Origin of the sequence: Chitinophaga sancti, assembly GCF_034087045.1 — a bacterium.
GTDB classification, from domain to species: Bacteria; Bacteroidota; Bacteroidia; order Chitinophagales; family Chitinophagaceae; genus Chitinophaga; species Chitinophaga sancti_B.
This window is the reverse complement of record NZ_CP139247.1, coordinates 6,965,612-6,988,195: the sequence shown is the minus strand read 5'-3', so window position 1 is coordinate 6,988,195 and position 22,584 is coordinate 6,965,612. Positions and strand designations below refer to the sequence as shown.

24 protein-coding genes are annotated in these 22,584 nt (G+C 45.2%); 21 read left to right on the top strand and 3 right to left on the bottom strand.

Annotation, left to right across the window (positions count from 1 at the left end; all coding sequences use genetic code 11):
• The first annotated feature begins 133 nt into the window (after nt 1-133).
• From SIO70_RS28105 to SIO70_RS28095, 3 genes are all read left to right on the top strand, one after another.
• The gene (locus SIO70_RS28105; RefSeq protein WP_320576475.1) at nt 134-2,725 is read left to right on the top strand and encodes a gliding motility-associated C-terminal domain-containing protein; all 2,592 of its coding nucleotides are present in this window, start codon (nt 134-136) and stop codon (nt 2,723-2,725) included.
• Between the two features lie 4 nt (nt 2,726-2,729).
• Entirely contained in the window at nt 2,730-3,731 is a 1,002-nt protein-coding gene (locus tag SIO70_RS28100; RefSeq protein ID WP_320576473.1) for a type IX secretion system membrane protein PorP/SprF, read from the top strand.
• A gap of 190 nt (nt 3,732-3,921) precedes the next feature.
• Nucleotides 3,922-4,233, top strand: coding sequence for a hypothetical protein (locus tag SIO70_RS28095; RefSeq protein ID WP_320576471.1), 312 nt, complete (start codon nt 3,922-3,924; stop codon nt 4,231-4,233).
• A gap of 159 nt (nt 4,234-4,392) precedes the next feature.
• On the opposite strand, the gene SIO70_RS28090 is transcribed toward SIO70_RS28095, so the two are convergent.
• Nucleotides 4,393-4,881, bottom strand: a complete 489-nt coding sequence (locus tag SIO70_RS28090) for a hypothetical protein (protein ID WP_320576469.1) — start codon at nt 4,879-4,881, stop codon at nt 4,393-4,395.
• 238 nt (nt 4,882-5,119) lie between these two features.
• On the opposite strand from SIO70_RS28090, the gene SIO70_RS28085 reads away from it, so the two are divergent.
• The 17 genes from SIO70_RS28085 (at nt 5,120) to SIO70_RS28005 (ending at nt 17,895) form a co-directional block, all read left to right on the top strand.
• Nucleotides 5,120-5,362 carry a hypothetical protein gene (locus tag SIO70_RS28085; protein WP_320576467.1) on the top strand — a complete coding sequence of 81 codons (243 nt, stop codon included), beginning with the start codon at nt 5,120-5,122 and terminating at the stop codon, nt 5,360-5,362.
• Between the two features lie 86 nt (nt 5,363-5,448).
• Nucleotides 5,449-5,880 carry a hypothetical protein gene (locus SIO70_RS28080; protein WP_320576465.1) on the top strand — a complete coding sequence of 144 codons (432 nt, stop codon included), beginning with the start codon at nt 5,449-5,451 and terminating at the stop codon, nt 5,878-5,880.
• 39 nt (nt 5,881-5,919) lie between these two features.
• Nucleotides 5,920-7,089 carry a DUF2586 family protein gene (locus tag SIO70_RS28075; protein WP_320576463.1) on the top strand — a complete coding sequence of 390 codons (1,170 nt, stop codon included), beginning with the start codon at nt 5,920-5,922 and terminating at the stop codon, nt 7,087-7,089.
• A gap of 34 nt (nt 7,090-7,123) precedes the next feature.
• The gene (locus SIO70_RS28070; RefSeq protein ID WP_320576462.1) at nt 7,124-7,546 is read left to right on the top strand and encodes a hypothetical protein; all 423 of its coding nucleotides are present in this window, start codon (nt 7,124-7,126) and stop codon (nt 7,544-7,546) included.
• A gap of 37 nt (nt 7,547-7,583) precedes the next feature.
• Nucleotides 7,584-7,895 (top strand): hypothetical protein, encoded by a 312-nt coding sequence (locus tag SIO70_RS28065; RefSeq protein ID WP_320576461.1) that lies wholly within the window; start codon nt 7,584-7,586, stop codon nt 7,893-7,895.
• Nucleotides 7,896-8,095: 200 nt separating this feature from the next.
• The gene (locus SIO70_RS28060; protein WP_320576459.1) at nt 8,096-9,955 is read left to right on the top strand and encodes a tape measure protein; all 1,860 of its coding nucleotides are present in this window, start codon (nt 8,096-8,098) and stop codon (nt 9,953-9,955) included.
• Between the two features lie 2 nt (nt 9,956-9,957).
• On the top strand, nt 9,958-10,488 hold the full coding sequence (locus tag SIO70_RS28055) for a DUF6046 domain-containing protein (RefSeq protein WP_320576458.1): 531 nt from the start codon (nt 9,958-9,960) through the stop codon (nt 10,486-10,488).
• Nucleotides 10,489-11,526: a hypothetical protein gene (locus SIO70_RS28050; RefSeq protein WP_320576457.1), complete on the top strand. Its 1,038-nt coding sequence runs from the start codon at nt 10,489-10,491 to the stop codon at nt 11,524-11,526.
• Between the two features lie 5 nt (nt 11,527-11,531).
• Nucleotides 11,532-11,996 carry a hypothetical protein gene (locus SIO70_RS28045; protein WP_320576456.1) on the top strand — a complete coding sequence of 155 codons (465 nt, stop codon included), beginning with the start codon at nt 11,532-11,534 and terminating at the stop codon, nt 11,994-11,996.
• A gap of 4 nt (nt 11,997-12,000) precedes the next feature.
• On the top strand, nt 12,001-12,225 hold the full coding sequence (locus tag SIO70_RS28040) for a hypothetical protein (protein ID WP_320576453.1): 225 nt from the start codon (nt 12,001-12,003) through the stop codon (nt 12,223-12,225).
• Entirely contained in the window at nt 12,222-12,515 is a 294-nt protein-coding gene (locus SIO70_RS28035) for a hypothetical protein (protein ID WP_320576451.1), read from the top strand. The genes SIO70_RS28040 and SIO70_RS28035 overlap by 4 nt, the downstream gene beginning before the upstream one ends.
• The gene (locus tag SIO70_RS28030; RefSeq protein ID WP_320576449.1) at nt 12,502-12,798 is read left to right on the top strand and encodes a hypothetical protein; all 297 of its coding nucleotides are present in this window, start codon (nt 12,502-12,504) and stop codon (nt 12,796-12,798) included. The genes SIO70_RS28035 and SIO70_RS28030 overlap by 14 nt, the downstream gene beginning before the upstream one ends.
• A gap of 15 nt (nt 12,799-12,813) precedes the next feature.
• The gene (locus tag SIO70_RS28025; protein WP_320576448.1) at nt 12,814-13,656 is read left to right on the top strand and encodes a hypothetical protein; all 843 of its coding nucleotides are present in this window, start codon (nt 12,814-12,816) and stop codon (nt 13,654-13,656) included.
• On the top strand, nt 13,653-14,138 hold the full coding sequence (locus SIO70_RS28020; RefSeq protein ID WP_320576446.1) for a hypothetical protein: 486 nt from the start codon (nt 13,653-13,655) through the stop codon (nt 14,136-14,138). Before SIO70_RS28025 ends, SIO70_RS28020 begins: the two co-directional genes overlap by 4 nt.
• Nucleotides 14,135-14,989 (top strand): hypothetical protein, encoded by an 855-nt coding sequence (locus SIO70_RS28015; protein ID WP_320576444.1) that lies wholly within the window; start codon nt 14,135-14,137, stop codon nt 14,987-14,989. Before SIO70_RS28020 ends, SIO70_RS28015 begins: the two co-directional genes overlap by 4 nt.
• A 1-nt stretch (nt 14,990) precedes the next feature.
• Complete coding sequence (locus tag SIO70_RS28010; RefSeq protein WP_320576442.1) at nt 14,991-15,449, top strand: hypothetical protein; 459 nt, start codon at nt 14,991-14,993, stop codon at nt 15,447-15,449.
• A 16-nt stretch (nt 15,450-15,465) separates the two neighbouring features.
• Nucleotides 15,466-17,895: a family 16 glycosylhydrolase gene (locus tag SIO70_RS28005; protein WP_320576440.1), complete on the top strand. Its 2,430-nt coding sequence runs from the start codon at nt 15,466-15,468 to the stop codon at nt 17,893-17,895.
• A gap of 45 nt (nt 17,896-17,940) precedes the next feature.
• Here the strand turns inward: SIO70_RS28005 and SIO70_RS28000 are convergent, their stop codons facing one another.
• Nucleotides 17,941-19,914, bottom strand: a complete 1,974-nt coding sequence (locus SIO70_RS28000; RefSeq protein WP_320576437.1) for a glycosyl hydrolase family 8 — start codon at nt 19,912-19,914, stop codon at nt 17,941-17,943.
• Between the two features lie 223 nt (nt 19,915-20,137).
• Here SIO70_RS28000 and SIO70_RS27995 point away from each other — a divergent pair, with 223 nt between their 5' ends.
• Complete coding sequence (locus SIO70_RS27995) at nt 20,138-21,385, top strand: ectonucleotide pyrophosphatase/phosphodiesterase (RefSeq protein ID WP_320576436.1); 1,248 nt, start codon at nt 20,138-20,140, stop codon at nt 21,383-21,385.
• Here the strand turns inward: SIO70_RS27995 and SIO70_RS27990 are convergent.
• On the bottom strand, nt 21,371-22,546 hold the full coding sequence (locus SIO70_RS27990) for a serine hydrolase (protein ID WP_320576434.1): 1,176 nt from the start codon (nt 22,544-22,546) through the stop codon (nt 21,371-21,373). The two genes, SIO70_RS27995 and SIO70_RS27990, sit on opposite strands and share 15 nt — an antisense overlap.
• Nucleotides 22,547-22,584 lie beyond the last annotated feature (38 nt).

The window sequence follows — 22,584 nt, the reverse complement described above, 5'->3', positions numbered from 1 at the left end:
CAAATAATATATCTTTGTTTTGAGAACTGTGTATTTAGAAAGGGGGAGCTATCCCTTCATCCCGCTTATTCACCATATAGTTATGCCTCGACCTGCCTGGAGTACATTATGGTCACTTATATTCTTACTTTTCGTGCAAGCAGCATACCCACAGCAAGGTTACATCTACTTACACGTTAACAGCCAGGATGATACCATATCGCCCGATTTCCAATTCTCACTGAATGGAAGCACGGGCTTTATTCTCAATGACATTCCTTCTACATTGAATCCCATCAGCGACATTGGCGCAGGTGAGCGGGGAGAGCTATGGGCCAGTCTCCAATCCAGCTATACCATTTATCGTCGTCCTTCAGGTAGTAGTCAGTGGAGCAGTACGAGTTACCAGGCAGTGGCCATCGATGGCGCCGGCGCCGGTCAGTTTGTAAGTGTGGATGCTACCGGTACGGCTTACTTCTTCGACGGTACTACCCTCAATACAATTTATCGCCCATCTTTTCATGCAGGTACTGTCGCTGTAGATATTGCCTATGGCGGTGGCCGTATCGCCATTACCAGGGGAGATGGCAGTATCCTGACGAATACCAGTACTGTTGCACCCTATGCCGATAGCTGGGCGCAATTATTGGGTATCAGCGCCGCCGCTACCCGTTTGGATATTCAGCCTTATAACGGCACCGTTGTCTATGTGGGGAACGGGGTATATACTATTCCTTTTACCGGCGGTACGCCTACGAATATAAGTACCACAGCATACACCGATATCGCCATTGATGGCCAAAGTTACATCTATGCGAATGGCGCTTATTACAATGGCACCACCTGGAGCACAGATGCCACCGCAAAATCAGATCTGGCAAAAACGACCGCCTATGATGGCGCTGTTTGGAGCAGTAACAATACCACCATCTATAGCCGTACCACTACCAGCTGGCTGGATGGTGAAAGGATACGTACTACTCAGAAAGATAATAGTGTGATCATACCAGTTACTGCGGGCACCTATAACCTGACTGCCACAGGTGTTTGTGGCTGGAAGCTAATCAGCTATTCCATTTATGATCCAGATGGTTCCACAGCCACCGTAAATGCTATTTCTGTAGCTGCCGGCGAAATCGTACACATCGTAGCCAATGAAGATAAAGTAGCGACTACTGCTATTACAATCACCGGAGACAGTACATTGTGTGCAAATAACCGGATCTCTCTGAACGTATCGGTAGCTGGTGGTAAATGGAGCAGCAATAATACGCCCGTTGCTGTTATAGATGGCAACGGCACCGTAAATGGGGTATCAGGAGGTATCGCCACGATTAAATATGAGGTCGTGACAAGTGGTTGTATTGACTCTGCGACAAAGAAAGTCTATGTATCCTCAGCCCCTACCTTCACGCTCACATCTGCAAATGTGACCTGCAACGGGTTGAAAGATGGTATTATCAGGGTAGTTACTTCCAGTACAGGTAATCAATATGCTATTAATGGTGGTGCATGGCAGACAGACTCTGTATTCAAAGGATTAGCTCCCGGCACATATAGTATTGCTGTAACCGGTGCCAATAGTTGTGTATCCGATTCACAAACTGCCATCATCACTGAACCGGATGTAATCGGTATTACAGTATCACAAATATCAGTTGGCTGCCCCGGCGATGCCACGGGTAGCCTGACTGCCGTTGCGACTGGTGGGGTGGGGCCATATACGCTGCAATGGAGTACAGGAGCGACTACCAGCACCATTGGCAGATTGCCCGAAGGTACTTACAGCATCACTGTAAAAGATGCGAATACCTGCTCGGCCGCTATCAGGGTGAAGCTGGTATCTGTGATCTCGCTGTTTATTATCAACACACCTGTAAAACAGGTAGGTGGGCAGATAGTCATCACCGGCACCACACTCCCCAATGCATCTATCATCGTGAGCTTTCCTGATGGAACCAGTACAAGTACACATGCAGATGCATACGGTAAGTACAGTACGATTTCTGCCAACGCACAACCCAATGGCAGTGTATATGTTACTGTCACCGACGCCAGTACAAAAGCCACCTGTACCCGTTACGTAGCTTTCACCGAAGCACCCAATGCGGATGTAAGTATTGTGAAGACACTGGAAACAGTCGGCACCATCGGTATCGGAGATGAAATTTCTTTCCTGCTCACAGTGTATAACAAAGGACTGGACAATGCCACATCCCTGATCATCACAGATGATTTTCCATACAACCTGTCTTCCGCCACAGCGCTCACACCTTCTACAGGTTATGCCACCTACAATGCGGCCGTGAATGAAGTAGTCTGGAACATTGATACACTGAAGGTGTTGAAATCAGCTACCTTATCATTCAAGGCCCGTGTTACAGCAGCGGGTGTATTGCAGAATACGGCCATTGTTTCTGCCAACGAAACGGATCCTGACAATTCAAATAATTCAAGTACAGTGGCCACACCTGCCATCAGTGCAACCTTTTTTATACCCAATGTGATAACTCCCAATGGGGATGGAAAGAACGACCAGTTCGTGATCAAAGGACTGGACCTCTATCCCGGATCGCAATTGGAGATCTTTAATCGCTGGGGCAACCAGGTGTATCGGAGTGATAATTACAATAACAATTGGAAAGGAGAGGGGTTGAGTGCAGGCATTTATTACTATGTGCTCAGGATTAATATGGCTGGTGGGCCACAGCTATACAAGGGATATATAGAACTGATTACCAGATAGGAGAATGAAACAAAGGAGTATCACCATATTGGTTTTCTTCCTGTTCTTCCTGCGCGCGCACGCGCAGCAGGAGGTGCAGTTCAGTCAGTACGTTTTTAACGGACTGAGTGTAAATCCTGCTTATGCAGGATACAAGGAAGAACTATACCTGCACAGTAGCTACAGGCAGCAGTGGGCGGGGTTTCCGGGGGCACCGGTCACTGGTACGATCTCGGCGGATGGTTTGACGGATTACTCGGATGGAAGAGTAGGATGGGGAGTATTAACGGCTTTTGAAAAATTGGGTCCGCAATCTTCCACAGCACTGTTTGTGAACTATTCGTACCGTATGCCGATGGATTGGGAAAGTGAAAAAACGCTGGCAGTTGGTTTGGGTGTCGGTGTCACGAATTACAGTGTTGATGGCAGCAATCGTAAATATGTAGATGCAGATGATCCTGACGTAATATTAGGCCGCCAATCTACATTGGTACCCGATGCGCGGGTCGGGCTTTATTATAACTCTGCTACTTCATTTGTAGGTGTGTCTGTATTGAATTTATTTTCTGCCTATACCAGCGGCAAGATCTTTTTAGGAAATGGATTGTTGTATTCCACCTTGCGCAAATCCAGGCACCTGTATCTCTCCGCAGGTACCATATTTTCATTAAACCAGGAAGTGCAGTTAAAACCTTCCATCATGGTAAAAGGCGACTTTAAAGGACCTGTAAATGTCGATGTGAATGTCTTCGTTTTATTGCAGGAGACTTTGTGGTTGGGAGCCTCTTACCGTACAGGGTTCAATTACCCCGGAAATACGAATTTACAGCCCAATTTAGATCCTAATAATGCCTTTAGCCTGATGATGGAGGTATATGCAAATGACAACTTCAGAATCGGGTATTCTTACGATTTTTCCACCAGTGGAATTTCACGATATCAACGGGGTTCACATGAGCTCTCTTTAGGCATTACCATCCCCAGTAGCGCCAGCATGAATAAGGTACAATGTCCTCGTCATTTTTAATGTACAACTGATTGTATTTCAACTCTTAATTAACCCGGAGAATATGTGGATAACTTTATCCACATACCTCTCACTACGCAGAAAGTATAGTAAGTGACCTGCTAACTTTGATACTGAAGAACAAAATAACCATTTACCGGCATCCATGCAGCACGGCGGTTAATCAATCACAAACAAAGAAATTAAACGTATGCGAGGACAAAATACCCTTTTCAATCATTTCATAGAAAATCCTGTCTCCAAAACAGTGCGTAAAGGCCGCTCCGCTGATATGATCGCCCTGAGAGACGAATGCCTGCTGCACCGGTATTATTATTACATCAAATTGCAGCATAAACGGTATGATGCTGCTGTACAGGAGTTATCCAAAGAGTTCTATATCAAGAACAGTAATATTATTTACCGGATGCAATGTAACAGTGACAGACTGGAAACCATTATGAAAAAAGAACAACCCGACCTCAAGCAACTACGGCTGCTCTATCCATGGTTGACGTGGTAATGTCAACGATTGTTAACCCTGAAAAAAAAGCCTGTATCTTAATTGATACAGGCTTTTTTCATTCGGATACTTAATGGAGCAGTTTTTTGTTTATGGGATTCTCAGAGGTTTTATTATAACCTCTTTTTCATTCGTGAGAAATGATATTGTTTCTCACACTCAAAGTACATTAATTGCCAATTGAGGTTTTGAACCTGGAACCGTACTCACAGGCAAGTACTCCTCAAAATCCAGGCTATACGTCAGTACCCTTGCCCTGAATGCATCAGATCTTACCTCCGTATTTACTTTAATTCTACTCAGCGGGTTGATGCCATTACTACTCCATCCCTGCAATGCTTCGTGCAATTTTCTTTCTACTTCATAATACCCCATCACGGTCGTCGTGTCTATAAAAGTAACCCCATCAGCAGCGAGTACATAATATACTAACCTCAATTGGAGCTCACCATTTGCCCGTTGTCCCTGGTTGAGTATTTCTGTAAAAGTGACATTGTTGAAGTCAATAAATAAACATGGCCATATAGCAGGTACATTGCTATAAATCTCTGTTTGCCCCATCTCGGGTAAAATACCTTGTATCTCTGGAACTGTTGTGGCGATGTGGGTTTGCAGAGATGTAAAAAGTTGTGCGAATAAACTGTTCATTTCTTTTTTATATTTTTTTAAGAGTTAACAACACTGTAAATATCGATCTAATCTGCATCTTAAAAATTCATCGCATCAATGATTATACAGACACTGAAATCTAAATGCACAATAAAAGAATAAGCATTATTTCGCGATTTTTTCACCGTACGAAAAAGCTGTTCCTTTGTATTGTTATCGCTTGCAACACACACGAAAAAGCATCGATCCTTTTAAAACCTAAATTGTTAACCCTCAGATGTTACTATTAAATGAAGTCATTGATGTTAGCCCCGGAAATGCTCTCTACCAGCGGCTTGGAGACCAGGCCTTCTCTGTAATCGTTCTCATCGGCATTGCATGGGTATTGTGGAAACGCCAGATCAAACTGGAAGATCGTCTCACGCAATATCTCAACGATGACCGTGACAAAATGCAGGGAGTGATAGAAAATAATACAAAGGTCATGGAGCGCCTGGAAAGCGTACTGGAGAGACGTTAGTATTGTCCCCCTATTTTAAAAACAAAAGCGCCCTCTGTCAAGAGGGGGCTTTCTAAACAAGTACACCAATTAAATAATATAGACCTATGGCATTCTGTAAAAAAACAGGAACAAAGATTAAACACGCATTACAACAATTCGACGCTTTTATTGCAGCACATGCTGAAGAAGCGCTGCGAGTTACCAGGGTTATTAAAACTGCCCTGGAAAGCCCTGTGGTGGATCTCCTGGAAGCTATTATCCCCGGTGATGCAGATACAATTCTAAAAAACAAAGTACTGGCAGCACTCGAAACAGGTATCGATACCCTTAGCATTCTCGTAACCTGTAAAGAGGAAACATCACTGGAAGGCAAAATAGCTTGTTTTGTCCGCGCATTATCAACAGTATCTCCCGATCTGCAGGATGCTGTGTTGCAAAAATTGCAGAGCATCATTTTGCGTGAGCTGGATGGCAATACAAAGAAGCAGAATATTTATGATCTGTTTAGCCAGGCGAGTTACAGTAATAGTAAGTAATATTTTTTCACAATTTAAATGGACCTAAAAAAGTAAAAAATGGGATTACCAAAAGTAGCAATTACATTAGGCAGCGGCAATCTTGGCAGAACCGTTGTGACTGATGATGGGGTTGCAGGTTTAATTCTGACGGGTGTAGAAAACGGATTGATTTCGTTGAATCAACCCAAGGTGATCTACAGCCTGAGCGATGCCGAAAACCTGGGTATCAAAGACACCAATTTAAACTTTGATGCATACGCCCGCATCAAGGAATTTTATGACCTGGCTGGTGAAGGTGCAGCGTTGTACATCATGCTTGTTGGCGACGGTGTAAACCAGGCAACGATCGTAGATCCAACCAATGCTGAAGGAGCTGTGAAGCTGCTGAATGCTGCACTGGGACGTATCAGACTGCTGGGTGTATGTTTCACTCCTACCGACCTTTACCCGTCCCTCATGAAAGATGGATTAGATGCAGGTACGATTGATGCGGTGCCCAAAGCACAACAGCTTGCAGACACTTATGCTGCACAATTCAAGCCTGTACGCATCTTACTGGAAGGTGTCAATGCAGACATCGAACATCCAGAGACACTGAAAAATCTGCGTACTTTCTCTGATAACCGTGTCGGTATCGTTATAGGTAGTGCACGTACTAATGGGGCTTCTGTGGGCCTTGTACTGGGTCGTGCCGCAGCTGTGCCGGTACAACGTAACCTGGGTCGTGTCAAGGATGGTGCATTACCAATTACAGGCGCTTATATCGCTGGTAAAAAGATTGAAGACATCACTGGCGTTGATGCCTTGCACGACAAAGGGTACATCTTTTTCCGCACATTCGTAGGCCGATCCGGTTATTACATCAACGACGATCCAATGTGTGCCCCGACTACCGATGATTACAGTCAGCTAGCACTGGGTCGTGTTATAGACAAAGCCATCTCCCTGTGCTACCAGACCTATGTAGAGGAACTGAACGATGAAGTTGCTATCGATGCCGATGGTAAACTCAGCGTACCTGTTATCAAGTACCTGCAAAGCAGGATCGAAACTGCTGTCAACAACAGTATGGCCGGCGAGATCAGCTCCTTCAGCGCTTACGTTGATGCAAACCAGAACGTACTCAGCACTGGTAAAATCACCGTGAAAGCAGCCATCGTACCCGTAGGTTATACCAAAACCATCGAAGTATTACTGGGCTTTTCTAACCCCGCACTGAACCAGTAACAACTGTTAACCCCAACATTTAAAAGACAACGACATGATTTTTGACACCAAAGAAGTGACCTGGGCAAACATGAAAGTAGTATTGCTCGGTAAAGAACTGACCGGTATCCGGGGCATTAAATACAAATTATCCCAGGAAAAAGAACACCTGCATGGTGCCGGCGATGAACCTATCGGCATCCAGCGTGGTAAACGTATCTATGAAGGTGAAATCAAACTGCTGAAATTTGAATACGACATTCTCGCCGATGCTGTAAAGAATGCAGGCGGCAGAGACATCCTAGACCTCAGCGCCGAGATCGTAGTTACTTATGTAAAAGACGTTACTTCCACCCCCCGCACTGATATCATTCAGGGTTTCCAGTTCAAAGAATTTGAAAAAGGCTGGGAACAGGGCGCCAAATTCATGGAGCTCACACTACCTATCATCTTCATGGGCCTGAAACAAAACGCTTAATTTTTTTAAACTCACCACAATTATTTAAACCTATATCATGACAGTAGAAAATTCGCTTGCCGTTAGCCAGGAGCACATCGATGCATGGAAGAAAAAATACAAAGATGTATTCAAACTCACAGCTGCCGACGGTAAAGTAGGCTATTGCAGAAAACCCAACAGGGATGAAGTCAGCTATGCCATGACATTGATCTCCGGCGATCCGCTGGCGTACCACGAAACTATTCTCAAAGCTACCTGGCTGGGTGGTGATGAAGAAATCGTAGAAGATAAATCTTATCTCTACGGTCTGGGTGGGCAGCTGGATAAACTGCTGGAAGCGAAAAAAGTAGAAGTGGAAAAGCTCTAAGCGAGGCGTCCGGCGATTTTGATAGCAACCCTTTCGGTTATATTCAAACGCTGTTCGAATATTATCTGCCCCAGGTTGACACCTCGCAATTATCCGACGCCCAATGGGCAGAGAAATTTGCACAACTGCATGATATCCGGCAACGGGAATTGAAAGGATTGTCGTTGCTGTCACGATAGCATGGTGTAAAATAATAAACAATGGCAGACCTGACTACTATTACAACCGATACCTACAAAGACTTACTGAAAGCAGCAGATGCTGCTTTCGGTAAGATCGGTAACTGGATGAAGAATACGATCAATGACAACAATATATTCATAGCATCCAACAAAAAGCTTGGCGCATCATTAGGTGATATTGAAGACAGGTTTAAGCGGATCGAAGACCTGAAAAAGAAAACAACAAGTCCTGTCACCATCGCCCGGCTTGACAAAATAAAACTCAAGTGGGAAGAAGATAAAAAGGATATACAGGATCGAAGCGACTTTCTCAATAAAAAAGGATGGAAAGATAACATCACAAAGAAAGCGGATGCTGGTCTTGACAAAATGATCAAAGCCTCGCCAGACCTGCTCGAAATGGGCATGGCAGCGGAAAAGGCACAACTCGGTTTTCAACGGCTCACAGGTTCCTCCACCGCCGCCGCCAACATCCTGAAAGATATCCACCAGATGGCGGCCACCTCTTTCTTCGACAATGACAAGCTACAGGAAAATGCAAAGACCCTGCTTGAAAGTGGTGTCGCTGCCGAAAAGCTCATGCCTACCATGAATATGCTGGGTGATGTAAGCGGTAGTAACCAGACAAAAATGGACTCCCTTACCCAAGCCTTTGGGGATATGCAACAGCTAGGTCATCTGACCGAAGGTTCCCTGAAAGCCATGAACGAAGCAGGTTTCAAACCACTTGAGCTGATGGCCGCAAACGGTAGCCAATCCATTGAAGAACTAAAGGCATCCATGGCAGCAGGTGGAGTCTCTACAGAAAGCGTTGTAGCCGCTTTACAGGCCGCTACGTCCAAAGGTGGAGAGTTCTTCGGCGTGATGAAAGAACAGGGCGAAACTGCTACCGGGAAATGGCATTACCTGCAGGAGAAAATGAGCGAAGCTGGAGGTACGATCGGCAATGCCCTCATGCCTACCGTCAGCAACTTTATTGACAACACATTGATACCGCTTGTAGGCTGGTTAAGTGCCGCAGCCGGATGGATCGCTGAGAACTCAGACCTGGTAGGCTTTCTTACCACTGTAGTCGCTGGCGTGGTTCTCGGCTACAAAGCATGGACACTCGCTGCTGAATTATTAGGACCTGCCATGATGGCCAGTGGGATAGGAACAATCTTCGTGGCTGTCGGTGCATTGATCGGTATCATCATCTATGCATGGAATACTTTCGGCTGGTTCAGAGGTGGTATCATGGCTGCATGGGAAGTGCTCAAAACCTTTGGTCAGTTTATATGGGACTATACTATTGAACCAATCAAAGATCTGCTCTCCGGTTTGTGGGGCTTAGCAAAAACAGTGTGGTATGTTTTCTCTGGTGACTGGGACAAGGCCATGGAATCAGGCCAGCAGGCGATAGATGGGCTGACCTTCTCAGGTACCGCAGCTGCGATGAAAAAAGATGTCAATGACATCATGGGTTTAGGCGATAAGGTCGCCGATACTTTCAATGCTGAGGTCAATAAGAAAAAGGATCAGACAAATGCAGGCCCCGGCAATGGTAGCTCCGGCAGCTGGCAGGGAAATTTCGGAGGCGGATCAGCCAGTGGTGCTGGTGCATCCTACTTCTCGTTACCCCCCCTTCCTCCCGGCAAACGAATCGACAACGCCCCCGTTGTTTCATTTGAACCTGATGCCACCCGCAAAAAGATGTCAATGGACAATACCAAAGACACGGTGTCTGGCATCACCACCGGCGGCGCACGTACTGTAAACATCACCCTGCAAAAGCTCTTCGAGACCATCAACATTACCACCAACACTGTGGGCGAAGGCATTACCAACATGGAGCAACAGGTGACAGATGCACTGCTTAATGTTTTAAAACAAGCTTAATTATGGCACTAAATATCGATATCAGCAGCACCTTCACCAGCACCTTTGGCTATACCCCCGAAACCCTTAATGTGCTCACACAGCCTGATACGAACAAACGGGGCACCAGTTACTTTGGCAAAGAAACCTGGAACAAAGCCTATTTCATGGCGGTAAAGATCGGGCCACTTGAACTGTATAATCCCGTTATCAGTATCAGCAATCAAAAGACAATTGTACAAACAGCACTGGTAAACCGGTCCGGTACGGTGAAGGAAATGATCAGCAAAGAGGATTATAAAATAAACATCAAAGGCATTATTCTACGCGATGACAATACCTTCCCAGACGGGGAGATCAGTGACCTGATGGACCTGTATAACAGGAATGAAGCACTGTCCATCGAATGTGCCCTGACCTCGCTCATCTTTGGCGAAGGTGAAAAAGTAGTGATCACCGATCTTTCTTTTCCTCCATCACCAGGTACAAAAAATATACAAGCTTATGAAATGAACCTCATCAGCGACTTGAAATTCATCTTAAACAAAGCATAGATGTTTATTCTGAAATGTGAAATCAAGATCGGCAGCTATACCTTCTATTCCGTGAAGGAAGTCAAAGTAAAACGCAGCCTGCATTCCTACGTTGATACTGCCACTATTACCATCCCTGCTTCTGCTGTGTTGCGATATACCGGTAAGCTGCCAACAAAGTCCGTCGTTAATTCGGCAGACCAGTTTGCAGAAGGCGACAAGGTAGAGATCTGGCTGGGTTATGACGATGCCAATAAACTGGAATTTGAAGGATTCGTAAAGAGGATCAATGCCGCCACTCCCTGTGTGATAGAGTGCGAAGGCTATAGCTGGCAGTTGCAACAGAAAGGCGTACTGGATAGTAATAAAAATATCGCGCTGAAAAAGCTGCTCACCAGGATCACCAGCGGTACCGACATCGTTCTGAGTACCGAAATACCGGAGCTCAACCTGAACCAGGCTTACTTTTCCGGGATGACAGGTACCGATATTCTCGACTGGTTAAAAAAGAACCTATACCTGAATGTGTATTTCGAAGGCAAACTATTATATGCCGGGTTTGATTTTATCAAAACACCAAAAACAGGTAAATATGTCCGTGGCCGCAAAGCCGGCGATGCGCTCACATATGAAGTGATGAATGATATTGCAGACTACCAGATCGGTTATACCGTGATCAAAGATGATGAACTCAAATTCAGAAAGGCCAGTGATGCACATGTATTGGTAAAAGCTATCTACATGGATAAGAAGAATAAACCTATTACCGCTGAAGCCGGAGATAAGAACGGAGCAGAAACTACCATTCACGTCTCTCATTTCGAAGATCAGGATGCACTGAAAAAAGCAGCGGAGAATAAGTTGAGAACCCTGAAGTATGATGGCTATGAAGGTAAGCTGGTGGCTTTTCTGCAACCCTATACTTTTCCCGGTTGTAAAGCTGCGATATCAGATACAAAGTTCCCCGCCCGTAATGGCACCTACCGCATCGAAAGTACAGAAGTCACTTTCGGTCCGTCGGGTGGACGGCGGCTGGCAGAAATAGGTCTTAAAATGTAAACCACATGACGAAGAAACAACGTGAACTGATAGATGCCCTGAAGAAGTTGTCGCATACCGATGCCATTATCATCCCCGCAATCGTAAAAGATGTAGATGAAGAAGAAGGCACCATCGTCGTCACCACTGCTACGGGGCTGGAAATAGCCGATGTAAGACTACGGTCTGTAATAGGCGATAATGACGGCGTACTGGTATTTCCAAAGGCAGGTAGCAGCGTACTCATGGCAAGGATACAGCAGAGTAACAACTTCGTGGTCATCAGCGTGGAAAAGGTGGAGAAGATCCAGTATTTCGTGGAAGATAAATTCTTTGAGATGGATAAGGATGGGCTGCAGGTAAGTGCCGGTGATGAAAGTCTGAAGAAATGCCTCGACGATCTGCTCGATGAAATTGTAACGATCTATGCGCCGATGAATAAATCTGCTTTCATGGATATAAAACAACGATTGGCAACCCTTTTAAAATAAACCTATGTCACTTAATAAAGGTACGCTGAAAGCAGCGATCAAAAGCGCTTTTAAAAATATGAAAGATACAGATGGCGATGAGGAACAAACCCTGGATATTTTATCAGGCAAACTGGCAGAAGCGATAGATACCTATATCAAAACGGCCCAGATCACTTATGTTCCGCCCGGCTTGACCGATTCAGTAAATGGACCTGTTGCCGGCGTATTTAATGGATTTTTATCATGAAAGATATTCTATACAACACCGAACTTGACCTCGACATCCGCAACGGTGATTTCGTTACCGGTTTCAGCGATCTGCAACACCAGGAGATGCTGCTCATGAATAACCGGGCCAACTTCAAGGAATCGCCCGATACCGGTATAGATGCATTCGGTTTCCTGCAGGACAATGATTACCATTCCCTGCTCGCCGAAATCCGCAACCAGTTCATCGCCGATGGTATGACGGTTAATAAGATCACCCTTTCTGACTCCGGTCAGTTAAACATCGATGCTACCTATGAAGACAGTTAATGTAAAACCCCATCAATGCCTGCTGGATATTTCCATGCAGGAAAAAGGAAGCATTGCGGCCCTCTTTGACTTCGCTATTGCAAATGCCCGCAGCATCACAGATGACTACCTAGCCGGTGAAACCCTGTTCATTCCTGATACGGACATCATCGATACCCGGATTTGGCAGGAGTTGCAGGACGAAGCCATCGTGCCTTCCAATGGTTACACCACCGAAGATGCTGCCATCGTAATGGGTGGTATTGGTTACATGGGTATTCAGCTGAACTTCCGCATCAGTTAAAAAATTAAAACAATTATGGCAAGAACAATCACCGAAATACAGGATGATATCATCAGCCGTATCACAGGTACAACAGAGCTTTCTGTACTTAACAGTACCAGCAAGGTAGCCGTATGGCGGCTATGGACCTACATTGTAGCCGTGAGCATCTGGGCGCTTGAAAATCTTTTTGATCTGCACAAGTCAGAAGTAACGACACTGATCAATGAGAAAGCGCCTCACAGTCTACGCTGGTATGCGAACAAGGCAAGAGACTTTCAGTATGGATCTGAGCTGGCATACGAAGCTGATTACTACGATAACTCCGCCCTCACAGACGACCAGGTAGCCGAACAAAAGATCATCGCATTCAGTGCGGTGACAGAGCAATCCAAAGGTCTGCGCCTGAAGGTCGCACGCATCGTAGATGGAGACCTGAACGCCATCACCGCACAACAGCTGGAATCATTCGAGACCTATATGAATAAGATCAAGGATGCAGGTGTGACGCCACTCGTCGTGGAAAGTCTGCCGCCAGACAGCCTGAAGCTGGACCTGGTGATATATTATAACCCACTGGTATTGGGTAGTGACGGTTCCCGCCTGGATGGAACGAATGCTGATCCTGTGGGAAAAGGTATCAAGGATTACCTGCTGAATTTACCATTCAATGGTACGCTGGTATTAGCTTATCTCGTAGATGCATTGCAACAGGTAGATGGTGTGGTGATCCCGCATATCGTACAGGCAGAAACGAAATATGGCACATTGCCCTATTCTGCTGTAGATGTAAAATACAGTCCTGATGCCGGTTATCTGCGTATCGTAGATGAAGATGGGCTGACAATCAGGTACGAACCTCAAAGCACGATCAGATGAGAACCATTTTCGATATTGATTACCAGAAGCTGATCAGGCTACTGATGCCGCCACGACTTAGAAAGGTCATACACATTTCGTGGTTACAGGCGATTACTTACCCGGTCAATTTACTGTATCAGCAGTTCCGGCGCAATCGCGATGCGAACCTGTACAGACTAAGCATCACACCACAGGTAGTGTACCTTGAGAAATTGCTCAATGATCGCTATGACCTTGTCAATAGGGGCATCCGTATTGTGGATGCGGTGAGTAACGAAGTCACACTGATCTACCAGGAAGAAGAATCCAAACCAAAGTTCCTGTATACCGAAGCTGAATCACAACCTATCTATCTCTTTACTGAATCGGAGATCGGCAATGAACCTGTAGATTTTTATATACTGGTACCCTCAGGAGTCAGCTACAATGCAGATGAAATGTACGCGCTGATTGATACCTATAAGCTGGCTGGGATAGCTAGAAAAATTCAAAATGTATGAACAAAATAGCACAATTAACAAACCTGGGTGGTTTCCCCATGACCCAGTATACGCTTGACTTTATGCAGTCATCCTACCACGATGCGCTGGCTGGGTTATCTAAGATGATCGGTAATGCAGTGATCGTATCAGGGATGGAAGAAGTGGGCAATAATGTAGCAGATGGATGGATCAGTTATAACGGGGAATTATTGCCATTTGTCGGAGGGCCGAAGCAGGCCACATGGATTGTGGAAGAGTTGCCCGAAAGCAGGCTCTTTGCAGACCAGATCACACGCAATGTATACTTCACAAGAAGAGCGCGATTTGCGGCTGGTGGTATAGCCTATGGTAACCTGCAGCGGATAGAAACATTGCTGAGCCTGCGTAATACGGTGGCCAATATACAGGCTTCATTTACACAACAGTTGAATGGTCTGTTTAAGAAAGGAGATGTGTTGGAAGTGGATTGTGATGCCCAGTACATTGCAGGCAATTTTACCAGCACTGGTTTAGGTATCAATGAAAGAGACGGCTGGGCCATCTGTAATGGTAATAATGGTACGAGAAACAGGATGGGTAGATTCCCTGTGGGTTATGATGCCAGCAGAGCAGATTACAACCAACCCGGTAAAACCGGCGGTCTTGAATCCGTAACACTGATAGAATCGCAGATGCCGAAGCACAAACACAATTTTGGAGTCACCGGTCAGCAAACTTCTATCCCGAGTCCAAAGATATATGGTATCACAGATGGTTATGCACCACTGGCTGGCACTTATGATCCGGGAATGTCTACCACAGGTGGAGACCAGCCACATGAAAATCGACCTCCATTCATTGTTACCCTATTCATCCAGAAAATAAAATAACATGCCAATACGCGAACGTAATAAACTAAAGGGATGGGTGCAGACTGGCGCCTATCCCACACAGGATCAGTTATGGGACTGGCTGGACAGCTTTCTGCATAAATCGGAAGATACTATCGGCGTCGATAATATCGAGGGATTACGCATCCTGCTGGACAACAAAGCAGACTTTGAAGCCTTCAATACACTCTACCTGCAGTTCCAGGAAGTGGCCGGTTCCATGAAAAAAATATGGAGAACAGATGTAACCATCTCCCTTTCTGACGACTACCTGAATACTGAGTACCCTTCAGCGACCAAAGGTACACAGGTAATATGCCCTTCCATTTCGCAGGGCGGCGAAGTGTATGAGAAGTATGACGATACGACCAATGCATGGTTCCGGTTGTATATGATCAGACCTTCTCTGACTGGCAGCCCTGGCTTAATGGCGGGAATAGAAGTAGATAACTATGTATAAATTTAAAAATTGGTAAATGAATATAGAGCTAACAAAAGTGAAGTGGTCGGATGGTAAGGCGCCAGGTTCCCCGCAAACAATGAGCCTGAGCTTTCGTAAGCAGGATGCTCCGGATGTAGCAGATAGCTATACACTGGTTACCGACAGCCTGTTTGTACTCACGAATGGTACAATAGTGAATCCTCCGCTCATCAAAGGGCTGGAAAATGAAACGCCTTATGTATTCCGGCTTGCGAATAGTGATGTAGCTGGAGGAAGTCTGGATGTAATGTATACTACACCGAATGAACTGGTATATGATGCACTCAGCGGACAATATGCACCTAATGCAAGGATAGATTGTGTGAAAGAAGATGGTAACTTTCTAACCGGCATGATCCCTTCCGGTGGCAAGGTGTTTTACACACTGGAAAATGATTTCAAAGACTATTTTGGTAACTATGGGAATGTCCAGTTGCCCGAGAACCCTGTACTGAAAAGAATATCCGGGTATACTGGCGTGCATCTTGACTCACAGACAAGCAAAATTACATTGAATGATATCTCCATGTTAGATATTTTAGGTAGCGATGGAAAGAGCGGGTATGGTCTGGGTATCTACTTTTATGTCAGCAGTGCAGACCTGGCTGCAACTGGTTCATGGCCGCTCATGACCTGCCTGGACAATAATGGAAATGGCATTTGGGTATATGTAAATAATGTAAGCAGGAGGATCATCTGGCAGCAGAAAAATGTAGGTGAAAGCGAAAGTATCTCCTCTTCTACTCACATCATTCCTGACAGCTGGAACAGCCTTTTGATAGGAAGAAGTGCTGGCAACGTACTCGCAAATCAGCTTAACTTCATGTACCTGAATGGTGCGTCTGTAGGTACCGGTAATATCACTGAAAATTCAACCCCTACTACGATCAGCTCTACTACGAAACTGACTATAGGCGCCAGTACCTGGGGAACGGGAAATATTGGCAAAGGAACTTTCAGGAATATATTTGTTGACTCAGGTTTATCCCAGTTTGGTGACAGTTCCGGCTTCTCCGTTCTGGCTCCGCCTGTAGGTTATTTACAGGATCCCTATAATACGGGTAATTTAATCACTATCCCTCACGAGAACATGATTGAAGTTACCAGCACCAGTGTCAGTTTTACACTGCCACAGAACCTGGCAAATGGTAGTTATGATTTCTATGTAAAGTATAACAATAACACCAGTACAACTACCCCTGTTCGCATTTACGTGAACGACATCTCAAAGCAAACCAGTGCATATGATTTCAACTTTGCACTCGCTGATGACAATGGTTATACCATCGATATGTTCCAGGTCAATCACTATGCCTTGTCGAAAAACCCCGATGGCGGTGCAGATGGTGGCGTCGTTCCCAAAAACATCTACTTCAAAGAGGGTCTGCTCGTACTCGAAGCACATGGCGACTGGTATGACGGCCTCTTACATGGCGTAGATACCGATGGCGCTGTCAAAAAACATACAGAATCAGGCGACCCGTTAGTAGGAGAGTACTGGAACACCCGTGTAGGGGCAGCTGTCACTACCCAGAGATACTGTGGATACGGCCGCTATATAGTAGAAGCAAAACTACCCAAACAATTTGGCGTATCTCCGTTCTTCCGCCTATACCATCATGCAAGCGCTAAATTCCAGGACCCGTTTTACGACCAATGCATTGCCAGCGGTCTGCATCAGCAGGGTAATTACTTCGAGGGTGACGGCTACTTTGTAAAAGTGAAGAACGAGTGGTCTCTTGAACTACCTTCCAACAATGCAGTCTGGTCCTTTTACACAGTTAACGCCATGCTGACGGCCAGTTATATCACTCCCTATGCAGGTATGAAGGTGATCGTACAATACGATACCGATGAAAACAATGGTACTTACCAGCTAAACACACCTGCCGCTCCAAACCAGCTTTCCAGCTGGACAAAGTTCAGCGATGAAATGCAATTTTTAAAACAACCCCGAAGGGATCAGTTGAAAATAACAAATGCACGAGGTGAACTGGGTGAAGGTGTCGGTTTTACACAGACAACGGATAACCAGCAGGAGGAGTTCCTTGAAATGCGCGCTTCAGCAGGAAAAGATATCTGGGACGATGCATTCCATGAATTTAGAATTGACTGGTATGCGAACAGGGTGGAATACTACATCGATGGTGTGCTGATTCAGAACAATCCTTTCTATGTACCTGACATTGCAGGCCGTTTTTCATTTGGTTTGTCCTTCCCTTCCAAACCTTCCAGCCTCAGTCCATGGTTACCTGATCCGGAACAACTCTCCGCAGGTGTAGCTGCATGGCATCACCAGGCTATGACGGTGAGAAGAGTGGCGTTCACGCCATTTACTGATGCTGTGGCGGGTGGTACGAACCGTTTATTAGGAGAAAGTGCCCCTTACTCTGGGTTGTATAAATTTCCTTTCTTATATAGTTAATGAAGTAAAACAAGGCTGCTGTCCGGTCAGCAGCCTTGTTTATATTTAGTTTTTAACGATCTTTTTATTGATCATCTTTCCATTATGCACCAGCTTTAATAAATAAATGCCTGCCGGAACACCCTCACTATTAAAGGTCCGTGTATATTGTCCCGTACTCAGCATCTCATTGGCCAATACCCGTACCGGATGTCCATCTATTGCATATACGATCAATGAAGTATGCCCTGCATCCTGCAATGTGAATTGAATGGTCATACGCTGAGAAAATGGATTTGGATAAACATTGACAACAGATAACTTTTCAGTAGCAGTTTTTAAAAGTGAAACATCTTCTGTGTTTAAAAGTGAAACTTTTCCTGTTGCTGCTTTTTTAACCGGCGAAGTATTAATTACCAGCTGTGTCACACTACTACCACCTTTCTTAATCTGCACTTCCGTAATGCTATTCCATGCATTCACACTATTCCCATGCCCAACGATCCTCACATACTTCGCACTTACAGGTGTAATAGGAAAGCTCTCCAATGCAGTTGAAGTACCACTACTTTTTAAACCAGTCGCAGCATTCGTCCATGTACTCCCATCCGTACTTGTCCGGATATCAAAAGTAGCCACTCTCGTATTCCCCTGGTAAAATGCAATATCCACACCTGTCACCGTCGTTGTCGCATCCAGACAAAACTGCAGGTACTGCCCGTCGCCGGATGAAGACCATCTCGTATCTAAACTACCATCCAGTACATTCGCCGCTACATTGCCATCATCCCCACTGGCACTCACCGGTACACAGGTACTCGCAGTCGCCTCTGGCTTCCACCAGTTACCGGAAATAAACAATTGACATAGCAAGTTATAAGAATCACTATAATACCCGGATTTCTTAGTAGTCAGAAAAGTCCAGCCACTATTCAAAAATGACTGATTACTGCTGTTTACCACAGACGCCGCTACAAAGGGCGCTACAAATACGGCCTCAGGATCAGAACCGGTTGTGGTACCATTCAATTTATACCCATCTTTGATACTGGAAGGGTTGCCTCCACTTTTAGTAATAATCCATGACGCCATTTTATTCGCCAGTGTATACGCACTGGAAGAACCATACAATGCATAATCCATCACTACCCGCAATGGCACACGGCAGGCATTGTAATTATACTCGTTTGTTTGCGGTCCTTCATCAATATAATTCTGTGGCGCTGGCTCAGGTGGATTCTTTACCACAAAGTCAGAGATCAGTCCTGTATTAGGCGAATAGGTGGCCGTAAATGAATTGTACACACTATACAGGTTATTGATCAGTGTCAGCCACGTAGCGTCTCCTGTTTCCTGGTAGAATGCACGTAAGTGACTCAACATCCAGTCAGACGGTCTGGTATTGAGTGCACTCTTACTATCCCAGTCACCCAGGTTCAAACGATTGTTACTGGTCACATTGGCTACTTTTAGCCCGTTAGTGATCATTTTCTTTGCCTCATTGAGATAATTGATAGTTCCATTGGAACCCCACTGATAATGGGCTAAAATCAATGAATACGCAATATCCACATCTCCATCTGTAGCAGAGTCAAAATGCCCCTGCGCACCGGTGGCATCCGCCACTACCCAACCCATGAGATTCGTATTGATGGAGCTGTGGAATGCTCTCGCCGTCTTAAACAACCCATCATAGATAGTTTTTGCATTTGGGTCATAACCCGCCATCAGCACGGTAATTACCATGCCATAACCCTGCCCCTCAGAAGAACCCAAAGGGGTATAACCCTCTGCATCTCCGCTGATTTCTCCCTTGATATAATAACCACCGGAGAGGGTAGATAACGTTTTTACATACTTTGATTTCCAGTAATCATAATAACTGGCAACACTGGTATTCATAGAAGCCTGTGTTACATTACTGGGTTTGATACAATTGGCATAAGTGACTGCCTGTGGAAAAGGTTTGTTTTGCGCTTGTACAGAACTATTGACAATACAGCATACGCTGATCGCCAATATAGCAGATCGTAGGATCATGTGGTTAATTTTAAGGGTGACTGATATAGGTTTTACCGGAATTTTAAGGGTTTCAAATGTGGATTTTTAAGGTTTTCGTAAAAGATGGCAGTTTTTCAGTCAGTATAGTCAACTTAAAAATAGGGAATTTGCAAACGATTGCAAAATAAAAGAAACAACACTTATTTAACCCAATTGTTAAAAAATCCTCCCGACCTTTGCCTCTCAGGAAATCTAAACCAACATGAAACACATTTCCCTGGCGATGCTGATCACGCTATCAACGAATTTCGCTTTTGCACAGGACACTACCCAGCATATTGTTCAAGGACGCACCAACAGCAAAGAGCAGGAAGCCAAACCTTATGTCATCATGATCTCTATCGATGGCTTCAGGTATGATTATGCAGAAAAATACCAGGCAAAGAATTTACTGGAGTTGTCCGGCGAAGGCGTGAAAGCCACTGCCATGCAGCCTTCTTATCCAAGTTTGACCTTTCCTAACCACTATACACTGATCACAGGTTTGTATCCCGCCCATCATGGACTGGTAGACAATTCCTTCTATGACAGGAATCGCAAACAGTCCTATGAAATGAAGAACCGCGACGCCGTGGAAGATGGTACCTGGTACGGCGGAACTCCGCTCTGGGTACTGGCTGAAAAGCAACATATGGTAAGCGCCAGTTATTTCTGGGTAGGTTCGGAAAGTCCTATTCAAAATACACGCCCTACCTACTCATACCGTTACCAGGAAAAGACAGGTATCGACAACCGTATTCAGTCTGTCGTAAACTGGCTGAAATTGCCGGCAGCTCAACGGCCTCACCTGATCACCTTCTACTTCCCTGAAGTAGATCATGCGGGACACAGCTATGGTCCTGAGTCAGAACAGGTAAAACAAAAGGTACAGTTTGTCGATGAAAGCATCGGTAAAATGGTGAAAGCAGTGAGTGCATTGAACCTGCCTGTGAACTACATCATAGTATCAGATCATGGCATGAGTACTGTAGATACAATGAACCTTATACAACTGAAAGATATGGGATTAAAAATGTCGTGGGGTGGTGAGAAAGCAATGTTTTACAGTGATGATACAGCAAAGGTAAACGAAGCATATGCATATTATAAATCTCACGAAGACCACTTCAGGGCTTATAGGAAAAATGAAATGCCTGCAAGATGGCATTATGGAACAGAAGATAAATACAACCGTATCGGTGACATCATAATAGTACCTGATGCGTATTATATTTTCGCGCAGCCTAAACGGGGCGAACAACATATCGGTCATCATGGATTTGATAATAATCTCACGGATATGAATGCCGTATTCATGGCGTGGGGCCCTGCATTTAAAGCGCACCAGCGGATTGGTACATTTGCCAATATACACGTGTATCCGCTGGTAGCTGAAATATTGGGTCTGCAAATCACAGAACCGGTCGATGGCCGGCCCGAAGTATTACAACCGATATTAAAGGGCAGATAAAACTCTTTTTATCACTTCATCCATTGCTTTGTACTCTATCCATCTCGTCACGACCACTAAGTCATGCTCCGGATCTACATAAATGAGGTTGCTCCCATTCCCTACATGTACAAAAGCACTTGCCGGTGCACTGGGCAGCATTTTTTTGTCTGTATTCAGGAACCAGTTCATATAGCCATAACCTGTATTCGCAGTCGTCGGTGTCAATGCCTGTTTTACCCATTGCGCTGACAATAACTGTTGGCCGTTCCAGTTACCCCTATGCAAAGTGAGCAATCCAAATCTAGCCATATCATATGCACTGATAAACATGCCGCCACCCCAGTGACCACCGCCGCTTACTGACTGAACAGGCGCGCCATCCAGCACGATCCAGGAATTACGATAGCCAAACCATCTCCAGGTATTCGAAGCACCAATGGGATCCATGATCTGTGCTTTCAACACCTGTGGCAATGGTTGCCGCCATACACAGGTAGTAGCCAGCGCCAGCGCATTCACCCGTACATCATTGTATTTCCATACACTACCGGGTGTATGTCTCGGTCTTTTCATCCATTCGGTATAGTTACCCTCTGGCCTGTCTGCCCAATCTGGTTTTCCCCAGAGGGTACCTTCCCAGTCACTCGTCTGGCGCAGCATTACATCCCAGGTAAGGGAGCGGTTATGTTCCGTGGCAAAAGGGTATATTAATTCCCCTGATCCATATACTTCGATAGGTGGTACGTATCTGGCCACGGTATCATTCACACTACGGATGAGCCCTTTATCTACAGCTACACCTATGACGGCATTCAGAAAACTCTTGGTTACGCTATGTGTCATGTCCACCCTGTCAGGATCTCCCCAGGTCTTTACGATATATCCTTTGTATACGATGATACCTGTGGGTGCACCTCTTTCAGCAAAAGGTCCGATACCGGCACTGAAAGGTTCTTTGCCAAAGGAAATTGCCTGTGCAAGTTCCATATCTCTGGGTGCTTTGGATTCATTCTGTATTGCATAGGCAATAGCTGAATCGAGTTTAACGGGGTCAAGTCCCATGGTTTTAGGCACCTTTTGTTGCCATTCGCCCCTGGGAGGAAAGTACCCCTGTTTGGATTGAGCGATGCTGTGCCATGAAATGCTAACGAGCAGGAAAAGAAGGATAGGTGATTTCATACTTGCAAGATAAGAAGAATTGAATGGTTGGTGTTAAA

Coding starts and splice junctions, on each gene's coding strand:
- SIO70_RS27990 (WP_320576434.1), bottom strand. CDS start 22,546: ATGAAATCACCTATCCTTCTTTTCCTGCTCGTTAGCATTTCATGGCAC.
- SIO70_RS28055 (WP_320576458.1), top strand. CDS start 9,958: ATGGCACTAAATATCGATATCAGCAGCACCTTCACCAGCACCTTTGGC.
- SIO70_RS28020 (WP_320576446.1), top strand. CDS start 13,653: ATGAGAACCATTTTCGATATTGATTACCAGAAGCTGATCAGGCTACTG.
- SIO70_RS28050 (WP_320576457.1), top strand. CDS start 10,489: ATGTTTATTCTGAAATGTGAAATCAAGATCGGCAGCTATACCTTCTAT.
- SIO70_RS28030 (WP_320576449.1), top strand. CDS start 12,502: ATGAAGACAGTTAATGTAAAACCCCATCAATGCCTGCTGGATATTTCC.
- SIO70_RS28080 (WP_320576465.1), top strand. CDS start 5,449: ATGGCATTCTGTAAAAAAACAGGAACAAAGATTAAACACGCATTACAA.
- SIO70_RS28005 (WP_320576440.1), top strand. CDS start 15,466: ATGAATATAGAGCTAACAAAAGTGAAGTGGTCGGATGGTAAGGCGCCA.
- SIO70_RS28025 (WP_320576448.1), top strand. CDS start 12,814: ATGGCAAGAACAATCACCGAAATACAGGATGATATCATCAGCCGTATC.
- SIO70_RS28015 (WP_320576444.1), top strand. CDS start 14,135: ATGAACAAAATAGCACAATTAACAAACCTGGGTGGTTTCCCCATGACC.
- SIO70_RS28035 (WP_320576451.1), top strand. CDS start 12,222: ATGAAAGATATTCTATACAACACCGAACTTGACCTCGACATCCGCAAC.
- SIO70_RS28000 (WP_320576437.1), bottom strand. CDS start 19,914: ATGATCCTACGATCTGCTATATTGGCGATCAGCGTATGCTGTATTGTC.
- SIO70_RS28075 (WP_320576463.1), top strand. CDS start 5,920: ATGGGATTACCAAAAGTAGCAATTACATTAGGCAGCGGCAATCTTGGC.
- SIO70_RS28095 (WP_320576471.1), top strand. CDS start 3,922: ATGCGAGGACAAAATACCCTTTTCAATCATTTCATAGAAAATCCTGTC.
- SIO70_RS28010 (WP_320576442.1), top strand. CDS start 14,991: ATGCCAATACGCGAACGTAATAAACTAAAGGGATGGGTGCAGACTGGC.
- SIO70_RS28085 (WP_320576467.1), top strand. CDS start 5,120: ATGTTACTATTAAATGAAGTCATTGATGTTAGCCCCGGAAATGCTCTC.
- SIO70_RS28090 (WP_320576469.1), bottom strand. CDS start 4,881: ATGAACAGTTTATTCGCACAACTTTTTACATCTCTGCAAACCCACATC.
- SIO70_RS28060 (WP_320576459.1), top strand. CDS start 8,096: ATGGCAGACCTGACTACTATTACAACCGATACCTACAAAGACTTACTG.
- SIO70_RS28040 (WP_320576453.1), top strand. CDS start 12,001: ATGTCACTTAATAAAGGTACGCTGAAAGCAGCGATCAAAAGCGCTTTT.
- SIO70_RS27995 (WP_320576436.1), top strand. CDS start 20,138: ATGAAACACATTTCCCTGGCGATGCTGATCACGCTATCAACGAATTTC.
- SIO70_RS28070 (WP_320576462.1), top strand. CDS start 7,124: ATGATTTTTGACACCAAAGAAGTGACCTGGGCAAACATGAAAGTAGTA.
- SIO70_RS28065 (WP_320576461.1), top strand. CDS start 7,584: ATGACAGTAGAAAATTCGCTTGCCGTTAGCCAGGAGCACATCGATGCA.
- SIO70_RS28100 (WP_320576473.1), top strand. CDS start 2,730: ATGAAACAAAGGAGTATCACCATATTGGTTTTCTTCCTGTTCTTCCTG.
- SIO70_RS28045 (WP_320576456.1), top strand. CDS start 11,532: ATGACGAAGAAACAACGTGAACTGATAGATGCCCTGAAGAAGTTGTCG.